The following is a 12,827-nucleotide window of genomic DNA, read 5'->3' on the forward strand; positions in this document are numbered from 1 at the left end:
CAAACCAGCAAGTTGGAGGCGCCGCATGCACCTCCTGCTAGCCCAGAAGGGAACCATCGCCGACGGCAAGGAGGCAATCGACCTGGGCCAGACGCCCGGCGACATCCTCTTCCTCTCCGCCGCCGACACCGAACTCGCGGCCATCGCCGCCGCACATCGCGGACGGGATACGCAAACGCGGCTGCGCCTCGCCAGCCTCGCGACGCTCTCGCATCCGATGTCGGTCGATACCTATATCGAACGCACCGCGCGTCACGCCAAACTCATCGTCATCCGCGCACTCGGCGGCGCCAGCTATTTTCGCTATGTGCTCGAAGCCCTGCTGGCGACGGCGGTGGCCAACGGCATCAAGCTCGTTGCGTTGCCCGGCGACGACCGGCCGGACGAGGGCATCGTGCCGTTCAACCGCGTGGATGACGCGGACCGACAACATCTCTGGGCCTATCTGAATGAGGGCGGGGCGGACAATGCCGAGCGCTTCCTCGCCTATGCCGATGCGCTGGTCTTTGGCGGTGAGAAGCCCGACGCTGCGACGCCGCTGGAGAAGGCCGGCATCTGGTGGCCGGGGCGGGGTGTCGTTGATATCGAGACATGGCGTGAGGAGGCAGGCCGAAAGGTGGTAGCGGAGGAGGGACTCGAACCCTCGACCGCCGCCATCAGCTTCTACCGTGCCTATGTTCAGAGCGGCGAGACACGCCCCGTCGAAATGCTGATCGAGGCGCTTGCGGCCGAGGGCGTGCGTGCCTTGCCGCTCTTCGTCTCCAGCCTCAAGGAACCCGCATCCATCGAGACGGTGCGCGCCGCCTTTGCCGAAATCCAGCCGGAGGTCGTGCTGAACGCCACGAGCTTCGCCGTCTCCGCGCCGGGCGCCGGGCGCAAGCCGACGGTACTCGACGAGACGGGCGCGCCGGTGCTGCAAGCCATCTTCTCCGGGTCGTCGAGGGCGGCCTGGGAGGCCTCGGGGCAGGGGCTGACGGCCCGCGATCTCGGCATGAACGTCTCGCTGCCGGAGGTGGACGGCCGCGTGCTCAGCCGTGCGGTCTCCTTCAAGGCAGCAGCGCGCTATGACGAGCGCGTCGAGACGAACATCGTCAGCCTCGATCCGGTGGAGGATCGCATCCAATTCGTGGCGCGGCTTGCCGCCGGCTGGGCGCGGCTGCGGCGCGCAAAACCGGTGGAGCGGCGCATCGCCATCGTCATGGCCAACTATCCGAACCGCGACGGCCGCCTCGGCAACGGCGTGGGGCTCGATACGCCCGCCGGCACGATGGAAGTGCTGCGCGCCATGGCGGCGGAGGGTTATGCGATCGCCGACCTGTCGGCCGATGGCGACGCGCTGATCGCGCACCTGATGGCCGGACCGACCAATGCGGCAAGCGACGGCCGCGAAATCCGCGAAACGCTTTCGTTGAATCAATACAAGGCGTTTTTCGCCGATCTTCCCGCGCAGATTCAAGCTGAGATGACGGCTCGGTGGGGCACGCCGGAAGAGGACCCCTTCGTTACCGGCGACGTCTTCGCCCTGCCGCTTGCCCGCTTCGGCGAGACGCTGGTCGGCATCCAGCCGGCGCGCGGCTACAATATCGATCCGAAGGACACCTATCATTCGCCGGATCTCGTGCCGCCGCATGGTTACCTGGCCTTCTACGCGTTCCTGCGCCAGCACTATGGCGCCCATGCCATTGTGCATATGGGCAAACACGGCAATCTCGAATGGCTGCCGGGCAAGGCGCTGGCGCTGTCGGAAGGCTGCTATCCGGAAGCGGTGCTCGGCCCCGTGCCGCATCTCTATCCCTTCATCGTCAACGATCCGGGCGAGGGTACGCAGGCCAAGCGCCGCTCCGCCGCCGTAATCATCGACCACCTGACGCCGCCGCTGACCCGCGCCGAGACCTATGGCCCGCTGAAGGATCTGGAAGCGCTGGTCGACGAATATTACGAGGCATCGGGCGGCGATCCGCGGCGCATCAAGCTGCTGACGAAGCAGATCCTCGACCTCGTGCGCGACATCGGCCTCGACCGCGACGCCGGCATCGCCCGCTCGGACGGCGAGGAGGCGGCGCTGCAAAAACTCGACGCCTATCTCTGCGACCTCAAGGAAATGCAGATCCGCGACGGCCTGCACGTCTTCGGCGTCTCGCCGACGGGGCGCCTCCTCACCGACCTGACGGTGGCGCTCGCCCGCGTGCCGCGCGGCCTTGGCGAGGGTGGCGAGGCGAGCCTGCAACGGGCGATTGCGGAGGATGCGTTGGGTGGTGGGACACCCCCCTCTGGCCTGCCGGCCATCTCCCCCTCAAGGGGGGAGATCGATGGAGGAGAGATCTCCTTCCCATCCGGCGTAGGCGGGGCGGCAGATGCAGCCGGTGCTGAAGAAACAGGGCGTGGCTTCCAGCCGATCTCCCCCCTTGAGGGGGAGATGCCCGGCAGGGCAGAGGGGGGTGCCCCACGGCACACCTTCGACCCGCTCGACTGCATCCCCTCGGACCCGTGGACCGGCCCTCGCCCGCAAATCCTCGAAGCCCAGTCCGACGCCCAATGGCGCAGCAAGGGCGATACGGTGGAGCGCATCGAACTGCTTGCCGCAAAGTTGGTGGACGGCACGTTCCCTTGCCCGGAAAATTGGCACGCCACCCGCGCCGTGCTCGACACGATCGAAAGCACCATTGGCCCGGCCATCGCCGCCTGCGGCGCGGCGGAGATCACGGCGCTGATGCGGGGTCTCGACGGTCGCTTCATCGAACCCGGCCCCTCGGGCGCGCCGACGCGCGGGCGGCCGGATGTTTTGCCGACGGGGCGCAATTTCTATTCGGTCGACAGCCGGGCCGTGCCAACGCCGGCGGCCTGGGAGCTTGGCAAAAAGTCCGCCGAACTGCTGGTCACCCGCTATGCGCAGGACCATGGCGAATGGCCGACGGCCTTCGGCATCACGGCCTGGGGCACCTCCAACATGCGCACAGGCGGCGACGACATCGCGCAGGCCATGGCGCTGATCGGCGTGAAGCCGACCTGGGACATGGCCTCGCGCCGCGTCACCGGCTTCGAGGTCATCCCGCCCGCCATGCTGCGCCATCCACGTGTCGACGTGACGCTGCGCATTTCCGGCTTCTTCCGCGACGCCTTTCCGGAGCAGATCGCGTTGTTTGACCGGGCCGTGCGCGCCGTGGGTGCGCTCGACGAGGACGATGCGGACAATCCGATTGCCGCGCGCATGCGCACCGAGGCGGCAGCGCTTGCCGCAAAGGGCGCGTCGGAGGCCGAGGCGATGAAGCAGGCGGGTTTCCGCATTTTTGGCGCGAAATCCGGCGGTTATGGCGCCGGGCTCCAGACGATGGTGGACGAGGGCCTGTGGACCGAGCGGGGAGACCTTGCCGAGGCGTGGCTCGAATGGGGCGCGCATGCCTATGACGGCGAGAGCGACGGCGTGCCGATGCGCGAAAGGCTGGAGGCGCGCATGACGAGCCTGCAGGCCGTCGTGCAGAACCAGGACAGCCGCGAGCACGACCTGCTGGACAGCGACGAATACTACCAGTTCGAGGGCGGCATGGCGGCCGCCGCCGAGCATCTCTCCGGCAAGCAGCCCGTGATCTACCACAACGACCTGTCGCGGCCGGAAAAGCCGGTGGTGCGCACGCTGGAGGATGAGATCGGCCGTGTCGTGCGCGCCCGCGTGGTCAATCCGAAATGGATCGACGGCGTCATGCGCCATGGCTACAAGGGCGCCTTCGAGATCGCTGCCACGGTCGATTTCATGTTCGCCTTCGCCGCCACGACGGGTGCCGTGAAGGATCATCATTTCGAAGCCGCCTACCAGGCCTATGTGCTCGACGAGCGGGTGCGCGATTTCCTGCTGGAGAAGAACCCGGCGGCGCTCGCCGAGATGGCGGCTCGTTTTGCCGAGGCGATCGACCGGCGGCTCTGGACACCGCGGTCGAATTCGGCGCGCTATGATCTCGACAGGCTGGGCCGGCGCAAGGCCTCGTGAAGACAATCGATGCAAAGGGAAGAGCTATGACCGAGAACCATGACGAAACTGCCGGCATGAGCGAAGCCGAACTCGCCCGCCATTCGGAGAAGATGGCGAAGAAGAAGCATGCGCGCGAAAAGATCATGGCGACGAAGACGGACGAGAAGGGCCTGGTCATCGTCCATACCGGCAAGGGCAAGGGCAAGTCGACCGCCGGCTTCGGCATGATCTTCCGCCATATCGCGCATAAGAAGCCCTGCGCCGTCGTGCAGTTCATCAAGGGCGCCTGGGCGACGGGCGAGCGTGACCTGATCGAGGCGCATTTCTCCGATATCTGCCAGTTCTACACGCTCGGCGAGGGCTTTACCTGGGAGACGCAGGACCGCGCCCGCGACATCGCGATGGCGGAAAAGGCCTGGGAGAAGGCGAAGGAACTGATCCGCGACGAGCGGAACTCCATGGTGCTGCTCGACGAGATCAACATCGCGCTGCGCTATGACTATATCGACGTGAAGGACGTGATCGCGTTCCTGCAAACCGAGAAGCCGCACATGACCCATGTGGTGCTGACCGGCCGCAACGCCAAGGAAGAGCTGATCGAGATCGCCGACCTCGCGACCGAGATGGAGCTTTTGAAGCATCCGTTCCGCTCGGGCATCAAGGCGCAGCAGGGCGTGGAATACTAAAGCCTTACCAGCCGAGCCAGACGCGGATCGGATGGCTCGGATCGGCCATGAGGCGGATGGCGAGTGCCACGGAGGTGACGATGAGGAGGGGTTTGATAACCTTAGCGCCGACCTTCATCGCCACGCGCGAGCCGACCTGCGCGCCGAGGAACTGGCCGGCACCCATGACGAGGCCGACCTTCCACAGCACGACGCCGTAAAACAGGAAGACGACGAAGGCGCCGACATTCGAGCCGAAATTCAAAAGCTTCGTGTGTGCGGTCGCCTTCAGCACGCCGAAGCCGGCGAGCGTCACGAAGGCGAGCATGAAGAACGAGCCGGTGCCCGGGCCGAACACGCCGTCATAGAAGCCGATCAGCGGCACGATGGTGACGGTGAACAGGAAGACGCCCATGCGGCGGTGTTTGTCGACATCGCCGATATTCGGCTTCAGCCCGAAATAGACGGCGATCGCCACCAGCAGGAAGGGCAGCACCGCCTTCAGCACGTCGCCGGGAACGATGGTGGCGAGCAGCGCGCCGAACACCGCGCCGAACGCCGAAAGCGCCGCCATCGGCAATTGTTCGCTGAGCCGCACATGGCCGGCGCGAGCATAGGCGAGCGTCGCCGAGCCGGAGCCGAACAGCGATTGCAGCTTGTTCGTGCCGAGCGACTCGAGCGGCGGAATGCCGGCGATCAGCATGGCGGGAATGGTGATCATGCCGCCGCCGCCCGCAATGGAATCGATGAAGCCGGCGAGGAAGGCGGCAAGAAACAGGAAGAACAGGATCTGAGGGGCGATATCGGCCAAGACGGTACTCGGGGGCGCGAGGGAGAGACGTGGCTGGTCTTCTGTCAGACTGCGCGGCAAAAGCAAAGCCTCACGTTGCCAGGCCTCTTGTGCGTTTCGCGCAACACGGATCAAACAGGCTGGTGGTGCGTATGTAGAGTGGTGCGCGGCGAAAGAGGGGTTGAACATGAACGGATCTGTAGGCGCGTTGGAAAGTGCTGCGGCTGAGGAGCAGGGGTTTGCCGCCGGGCTGGAGCGGAAACTTCTGGCCGGCATCGAATCGGGCCTGATCCGCGATGTGCATGCCGTGTTGGTCAGCCGCTGCGGCAAGCTGGTGCTGGAGCATTATCGCGAGGCGCCGGACGAGAGCTGGGGCATGCCGCTCGGCACCGTCGCCTTCGATGCCGGCACGCTGCATGATCTGCGTTCGGTGACGAAGAGCGTCGTCGGCCTGCTTTATGGTATCGCCCTCGATCGCGGTCTCGTTCCGCCGCCGGAGGCACCGCTTCTTGCCCAGTTTCCGGAATATCCCGACCTTGCGGCCGATCCGGCGCGCGCCGGCCTGACGATCGACCATGCGTTGACCATGACGCTCGGGCTCGAATGGGACGAATACCGCTCCTATGCCGATCCGCTGAACAGCGAGATCGCGATGGAAAACGCGCCGGACCGCTATCGTTTCGTGCTGGCGCAGCCGGCTTTGCATGCGCCCGGCACACGCTGGGTCTATTCGGGTGGTGCGACGGCGCTGGTGGGCGCGGTGATCGAGCGCGGGACGGGGCTCAGGATCGAGGATTTTGCCCGCGACGCGCTGTTTGCACCGCTCGGTATCCTGGATTTCGAATGGATGAGCGGGCGGGACGGCGTTGCGTCCCCCGCATCCGGCCTTCGCCTGCGGCCGGGGGATCTGCTGCGGATCGGCCAGATGGTGCTGGACAATGGTCTTGCCAGAGGTCGGCAGATCGTTTCGCAACGCTGGATCGAAAAATCATGTGCGCGGGTTGTCCCGACCGATGACGGGCTTGGTTATGGCCGCTAATGGTTCACCGACGCGGCATTCGTGCCGGCCTTCGGCGAGGTGCGGCCGTGGGTGGCCGGCTTCGGCAATGGCGGTCAGCGGCTGTGGCTGATGCCGGATGCAGAACTCGCCTGCGTTATTTTCTCCGGCAATTACAACGCGCCGGAAGCCTGGGTGTCGCCGACGCGCATCTGGCGGGAAATCGTGATCGCCAACCTGCAAACCATCTGAGGCATGCCGCATCCGGCATCGTCGCTGGCGCAATCCGGTTTGACCGGCCTTTCGCCCTCCGGTACTAAGGAGGGTGCGACGGTGCCCGCCTGGCGGGCCGAGCGGTGTCCGGTGCGGCCGACCAAGACGGGGCTTCATCCGGAACTGTCGGAGACGGCATGGCCGGGCCCTTTCGCGTGGAATTTTGCGAGAGACCGCCAATGCGCCAAGAGGCCACATCACGGGACGCCGGACGACGATCGCTCGTGCTCGGCCTCGGCTGCGAACGCGGCACGCCCCCCGCCGAACTCATCGATCTTGCCATATCGGTCGTCGCGCGCCCCTCGGACGTCGCCTTCGTCGCGACGCTGGATGTGCGGGCTGATGAGCCGGCCATGCACGCCGTTGCCCGGCATTTTTTTGCGCCGCTCGTGACCTTCCCAGCCGCACGTCTTGAGGCAGAGACGCCGCGGCTTGCCAATCCATCGACGATCGTCTTCGCCCATACCGGCTGCCACGGTGTCGCCGAGGCGGCGGCGCTGGCGCAGGCCGGGGCAGGCGGCAGGCTGATCGTGGAAAAGACGAAATCGGCGCATGCGACCGTGGCGATCGCGGAATCTTTCCAATCCTTTGCGGGGGATTCCTCCGGAAGTGATTCCGTCTCCTCTTTCCTTGATTCAAGCCGGGACCACGCCTGATGCAGACCCTGTTTTCCGCCCTCCCGTCGATGGAAAAAGGCAGCGTCTGGCTCGTCGGCGCCGGGCCGGGGGATCCGGGCCTGCTGACGCTGCATGCCGCCAATGCGCTCCAGCAGGCGGATGTCATCGTGCATGATGCGCTGGTCAATGCCGAGTGCCTGTCGCTCGCACGTCCCGGCGCCGTGCTGGAATTCGCCGGAAAACGCGGGGGCAAACCCTCGCACAAGCAGCGGGACATTTCGCTGCGGCTCGTCGAGCTGGCGCGCGTCGGCCATCGCGTGCTGCGGCTGAAGGGTGGCGATCCCTTCGTGTTCGGGCGCGGCGGCGAGGAGGCGCTGACGCTGGTCGAACACGGCATTCCCTTCCGCATCGTGCCGGGCATTACGGCGGGCATCGGCGGGCTTGCCTATGCCGGCATCCCGGTCACCCACCGGGAGGTCAACCACGCGGTCACCTTCCTGACGGGCCATGATTCCTCCGGCCTCGTGCCGGACCGCATCAACTGGGAAGGCATCGCCAAGGGCTCCCCCGTCATCGTCATGTATATGGCGATGAAACATATCGGCCAGATCGCCGCCAACCTCATCGCCGGAGGGCGTTCGCCGGACGAGCCGGTCGCCTTCGTCTGCAATGCCGCGACCGCCGAGCAGCAGGTGCTGGAAACCACGCTCGCGCGTGCCGAGGCCGATGTCGCCGCCGCCGGCATCGAGCCGCCCGCCATCGTCGTCGTCGGCGAGGTCGTGCGGCTGCGGCCCTCGCTCGACTGGCTCGGTGCGCTGACGGCGGGCCGCACTCTGGCACCCGATCCGTTTCGTTCGCATGAAATGAAGGACCAGGCATGAGCGGATTGCTCATCGCCGCGCCTGCGTCCGGCTCCGGCAAGACGACGGTGACGCTGGGACTGGCGCGCGCGCTGGCCGATGCCGGCCTCAGTCTCGTCTCCGGCAAGGCGGGGCCGGACTATATCGACCCGGCCTTCCACGCCGCCGCCAGCCGCAAGCCCTGCCTCAACTACGATCCCTGGGCGATGCGCCCGGAAATGATCCGGGACAATGCCGCCACGCAGGCCGGCGCGGGCGATTTCCTGCTGATCGAGGCGATGATGGGCCTTTTCGACGGGGCTGCCGACGGCACCGGCGCGCCGGCTGACCTTGCGGCAACGCTCGGCCTGCCGGTCGTGCTCGTCGTGGATTGCAGCCGCCTGTCCCAGTCCGTCGCGGCCATGGTGCTGGGCTACCGGGATTTCCGCCGCGATATCCAGGTTGCCGGCGTCATCCTCAATAAGGTCGGCAGCGTCAGGCACGAGGCGATGCTGCGTGGTGCGCTGGAGGCAAGCGGCGTCGAGATTTTCGGCGTGCTGGAGCGCGATCCGGCGCTGGCCCTGCCGGAGCGCCATCTCGGCCTGGTGCAGGCCGGCGAGCATGGCAGGCTGGAAAGTTTTATCGCGCATGCGGCGGATGTGGTGAAGCGCTGCTGCGATCTCGATCGGCTGGTTTCGGTGGCGGCGACTCGCGCCTTGCAGGCGCCGGGGCCGTCCGTTTCGCGCTTGCCGCCGCTCGGCCAGCGCATTGCCATCGCCCAGGACGTCGCTTTCGCCTTCACCTACGAGCACCTGCTGATCGGCTGGCGCGGTGCTGGTGCAAGCCTCTCCTTCTTCTCGCCTTTGGCCGACGAAGCGCCGGCCGCCGACGCCGATGCGGTTTATCTGCCCGGCGGCTATCCGGAACTGCATGGGCCGGCTCTTGCCAATGCCGGCCATTTCCGCCTAGGCATGCATTCGGTGGCGCGCCGGGGGGCGCGTGTCTATGGCGAATGCGGGGGGTATATGACTCTGGGGGAGGCTCTGGTTGCGGCGGATGGATCGCGCTACGAGATGCTCGGCCTGTTGCCGCTCGTCACCAGCTTTGCCGAACGCCGCCGCCATCTCGGCTATCGCCGTGTCACGCCGCTTGAGGGCAGCGGGTTTGCCGCACCGATGACGGCGCATGAATTCCATTATTCGACTGTCGTGCATGAAGGTGAGGCGGAGCGCCTCTTTGCCGTCACGGATGCGATGGGCGACGATCTCGGCGAGGCCGGCCTGCGGCGCGGTGCCGTCAGCGGCTCCTACATGCACCTGATCGATCTCGCGCCGGAGGCGGCATGACCGCGCCGCCTATCGTGCATGGCGGCGGCATTGCCGCGGCGGCCGCGCGTTTCGGTGGCCGGCCGGAGGACTGGCTCGACCTTTCCACCGGTATCAACCCCATTCCCGCCGTGCTTCCCGAGGTCGATGTCGCCGCCTGGCACCGCCTGCCGGATCGCCACCGGCAGGACGAAACCCGCGCTGCCGCCGCCCGCTACTACGGCACGCCCAATGCGCTGCCGCTCCCGGTTCCCGGCACGCAATCCGTCATTCAGTTGCTTCCGCGCCTCGTCGCCGCCGGCCGCCGCGCCGCCGTGTTTTCGCCGACCTATGGCGAATATGCCCGCGTGCTTGGCAATGCCGGCGTGCCGGTGGATCGCGTCGCCAACCCCGCGGAAGTGACAGGCGCACACGGCCTCGTCATCGTCGTCAATCCGAACAACCCGGACGGCCGCCTGTTTTCACGCGAGACGCTGCTCGACCTGCATGCCCGCGTCGCGGGCGAGGGCGGACTTCTGGTCGTCGACGAGGCCTTTGGCGACATGCGCCCGGAAAGCTGCATCGCGCCGCTTGCCGGCGAAGGCCGGCCGGGTCTTCTCGTCTTCCGCTCTTTCGGCAAGTTTTTCGGCCTCGCGGGCCTGCGCCTCGGCTTCGTTGTCGGCGAGACAGCGGTGATCGAGCGTATCGAGGACGGGCTTGGCCCCTGGGCCGTCTCCGGCCCGGCGCTCACCATCGCAACACGCCTGATGGGCTCCGACACTACCGTCATTGGCCGCTCCATTGCGGCGCGCAAGGCGGCGCTCGATGCGGTACTGACCGGCGCGGGTCTCACGGTCGTAGGCGGCACCGGTCTCTTTTCGCTGGTCGAGCATGCGGATGCTGCGGCCCTCCACGAAGCGCTCTGCCGCCGCCATATCCTTGTCAGGCCGTTCGACTACAATCCGCGCTGGCTGCGCTTCGGCCTTACGCCCGATGCCGCAGGGGATGCGCGGCTTGCCGCGGCGCTGGCGGAGGGGATGGCCGGTCGATGACGGAGACGCTTTTCCTGCTGTTCTTCGCCCTCGTGCTGGATCGCCTCGTCGGCGATCCGGAAAAGCTCTGGCGGCGCGTGCCGCATCCGGTCGTGCTGTTCGGCCGCGCGATCGGGCTGATGGACAAGCTCTTCAACGGAAAACGCCTCTCCGCCGACACCAAACGGTTCAATGGCGCGGTCGGGATTGCCGTGCTGCTTGCGGCCAGCGTCTTCCTCGGTGTCCTCGTGCACCGACTTCTCGGCCCCCTTGGGCTCATTGGCGCCATCGTCGAGATCGTCGTCGTCGCGATCTTCCTCGCCCAGAAGAGCCTCTACGATCACGTGCGCGCCGTTTCCAGCGGCCTCAAGCGCGGTGGGCTGGAAGGCGGGCGCCAGGCCGTGTCGATGATCGTCGGGCGCGATCCGGCGACGCTCGACGAACCGGCGGTCTGCCGGGCGGGCATCGAAAGCCTCGCGGAGAATTTTTCCGACGGCGTCGTGGCGCCGGCCCTCTGGTATGCGCTGTTCGGCCTGCCGGGCCTCTTCGCCTACAAGATGTTGAACACGGCCGATTCGATGATCGGCCACAAGAACGCGAAATATCTCGATTTCGGCTGGGCCTCCGCCCGGCTGGACGACCTCGCCAACTGGCCGGCCGCGCGCCTGTCGATCGCCTTCATCGCCGCCGGCGCGTGGCTGCGCAAGGGCTGGGCGGCGGCGCGGGCGGCAATCGGCACGGCGCTGCGCGACAGCGGCCTGCATCGCTCGCCGAATTCCGGCTGGCCGGAAGCCGCCATGGCCGGGGCACTTGGCATCGGCCTTGCCGGCCCGCGCATCTATGGCGGCACGCGCGTCGATGAGCCGATGATGAATGCCAGCGGCCGCACCGTGGCGACGATCGCGGATATCGATCTGTCCTTGCGGATATTTTCCGCAGCCTGCGCTGCTCTTGCGGGCGTTGTATTGCTGGCGGCGCTTCTTTCCGCTCTGCTTTGAGCGCCCGGGCCGCACTTCACTAAAATTTTACAGCTTAACTTCGTTTTCTTTTCGCCACCCCCGTCAATATTGCGGAAGGCTGAAACGTCTATATTCTGTCTCGCCGTGAGACATGGCGTTCAAGCCATGCCCAATCGTTTTGAGGGGAAGTCATGCGTAAGTTATTTGCGACCGCAGTCGCATTCCTTCTTGTACTGTTTCAAACCCAGACCGCACTTGCCGCCAACATTACCGCACAGATCAGCCTTTCTTCGCAAACCATGACCGTTACTCAGAACGGCGTGGTCAAGCACCGCTGGCGCGTCTCCACCGGCCGCAAGGGCTATGGCACGCCGACGGGCGCCTGGAGCGCGAAATGGGCGTCGCGCAACCACCGTTCGCGCAAATACAACAACGCGCCCATGCCCTTCGCGATCTTCTTCAAGGGGGGATATGCGGTGCACGCGACCTATGAGACCAAGCGCCTGGGCCGGCCGGCCTCGCATGGCTGCGTGCGGCTCTCGCCGGACAATGCGGCGACGTTCTACCAGATGGCAAACCGCAGCGGGCTTTCGAACACGCGCATCGTTATCACGCGCTGAGGCGAGGGGAAGCCTTAGTCGTTGCCGGCGTGGCGCATCAGGCGGTCCATGTCGGGAACCGTGACGTGGCGGTTGTTCTCGATGCGGATGACGTTTTCCTTGCGCAGCTTGGTGAACTGGCGGCTGACGGTCTCGATCGTCAGCCCGAGGAAATCGGCGATATCGGCGCGTGACAGCGGCAGGTCGAACGAGGACATGTCGACGCTTTCCGGGTCGATATGGGTGGCGATGAGGTAGAGGAAGCTCGCGACCTTCTCCTGCGCCGACTTGCGGCCGAGCGTCAGCATCCAGTCGCGCGCCTCGTCCAGCTCCTTCAGCGCCTGCTGGTGCAGCCGGTGCTCCAGCTCCGGCGTCCTCTTGACCAGCCGGTCGAGCACGTTGCGCGGAAAATTGCAGATTTCGCTTTCCGTCGCCGCTTCCGCGGAGATCGCGCTTTCGGCGAGGAACGGGCGGCCGAGGAAATCGGGCGCGAACTGCAGGCCGACGATCTGCTGGCGGCCGTCCGCCATCACCTTCGTCAGCTTCACCACGCCGCGCATGATGTTGGAATAGTTCACCACCGTCTCGCCCTGGCCGATCACTTCGGCGCCGCTGTCCAGCCGGTGGCGGGAGGAATGTTTGTTGAGCTCGGTCAGCTGCTCGGCCGTCAGCACGCCGCATACGCCGCCATGGCGTGCCTCGCAGGCGCGGCAGACAAGCGGGATATCGGAATTATGGATATCTTGGCGGCGAATTTCCATATCGGTTTCCTTTCGCCTTGCGGCGCAT

12 protein-coding genes are annotated in these 12,827 nt (G+C 66.2%); 10 read left to right on the forward strand and 2 right to left on the reverse strand.

The genetic code is table 11. The features are described from left to right. The first annotated feature begins 25 nt into the window (after nt 1–25). Complete coding sequence (gene cobN, locus GB927_RS04765) at nt 26–3,982, forward strand: cobaltochelatase subunit CobN (protein WP_256115489.1); 3,957 nt, start codon at nt 26–28, stop codon at nt 3,980–3,982. A gap of 26 nt (nt 3,983–4,008) precedes the next feature. Beyond that, nucleotides 4,009–4,650, forward strand: coding sequence for a cob(I)yrinic acid a,c-diamide adenosyltransferase (gene cobO / locus GB927_RS04770; protein ID WP_256115490.1), 642 nt, complete (start codon nt 4,009–4,011; stop codon nt 4,648–4,650). Between the two features lie 4 nt (nt 4,651–4,654). On the opposite strand, the gene GB927_RS04775 is transcribed toward cobO, so the two are convergent. Then, nucleotides 4,655–5,440, reverse strand: coding sequence for a TSUP family transporter (locus GB927_RS04775; RefSeq protein ID WP_256115492.1), 786 nt, complete (start codon nt 5,438–5,440; stop codon nt 4,655–4,657). Nucleotides 5,441–5,606: 166 nt separating this feature from the next. On the opposite strand from GB927_RS04775, the gene GB927_RS04780 reads away from it, so the two are divergent. The 8 genes from GB927_RS04780 (at nt 5,607) to GB927_RS04815 (ending at nt 12,059) form a co-directional block, all read left to right on the forward strand. Next, on the forward strand, nt 5,607–6,458 hold the full coding sequence (locus GB927_RS04780) for a serine hydrolase domain-containing protein (protein ID WP_256115493.1): 852 nt from the start codon (nt 5,607–5,609) through the stop codon (nt 6,456–6,458). 21 nt (nt 6,459–6,479) lie between these two features. Next, nucleotides 6,480–6,668, forward strand: coding sequence for a hypothetical protein (locus GB927_RS04785; RefSeq protein ID WP_256115494.1), 189 nt, complete (start codon nt 6,480–6,482; stop codon nt 6,666–6,668). Nucleotides 6,669–6,868: 200 nt separating this feature from the next. Next, nucleotides 6,869–7,345, forward strand: a complete 477-nt coding sequence (locus GB927_RS04790; RefSeq protein ID WP_256115495.1) for a cobalamin biosynthesis protein — start codon at nt 6,869–6,871, stop codon at nt 7,343–7,345. After that, nucleotides 7,345–8,187 carry a uroporphyrinogen-III C-methyltransferase gene (gene cobA, locus GB927_RS04795; RefSeq protein ID WP_256115496.1) on the forward strand — a complete coding sequence of 281 codons (843 nt, stop codon included), beginning with the start codon at nt 7,345–7,347 and terminating at the stop codon, nt 8,185–8,187. The genes GB927_RS04790 and cobA overlap by 1 nt, the downstream gene beginning before the upstream one ends. Continuing rightward, nucleotides 8,184–9,491: a cobyrinic acid a,c-diamide synthase CobB gene (locus GB927_RS04800; protein ID WP_256115497.1), complete on the forward strand. Its 1,308-nt coding sequence runs from the start codon at nt 8,184–8,186 to the stop codon at nt 9,489–9,491. The genes cobA and GB927_RS04800 overlap by 4 nt, the downstream gene beginning before the upstream one ends. Next, nucleotides 9,488–10,501, forward strand: coding sequence for a threonine-phosphate decarboxylase CobD (cobD, locus tag GB927_RS04805; RefSeq protein WP_256115498.1), 1,014 nt, complete (start codon nt 9,488–9,490; stop codon nt 10,499–10,501). Before GB927_RS04800 ends, cobD begins: the two co-directional genes overlap by 4 nt. Continuing rightward, complete coding sequence (cbiB, locus tag GB927_RS04810) at nt 10,498–11,478, forward strand: adenosylcobinamide-phosphate synthase CbiB (RefSeq protein ID WP_256115499.1); 981 nt, start codon at nt 10,498–10,500, stop codon at nt 11,476–11,478. The genes cobD and cbiB overlap by 4 nt, the downstream gene beginning before the upstream one ends. 152 nt (nt 11,479–11,630) lie before the next feature. Continuing rightward, complete coding sequence (locus tag GB927_RS04815) at nt 11,631–12,059, forward strand: L,D-transpeptidase (protein WP_256115500.1); 429 nt, start codon at nt 11,631–11,633, stop codon at nt 12,057–12,059. A gap of 14 nt (nt 12,060–12,073) precedes the next feature. Here GB927_RS04815 and GB927_RS04820 read toward each other — a convergent pair whose 3' ends face one another. Next, a complete protein-coding gene (locus GB927_RS04820; RefSeq protein WP_256115501.1) occupies nt 12,074–12,799 on the reverse strand; it encodes a Crp/Fnr family transcriptional regulator in 726 nt (241 codons plus the stop codon). Nucleotides 12,800–12,827: the final 28 nt, after the last annotated feature.

Source organism: Shinella lacus, assembly GCF_010994755.1.
Classification (GTDB): Bacteria; Pseudomonadota; Alphaproteobacteria; order Rhizobiales; family Rhizobiaceae; genus Shinella; species Shinella lacus.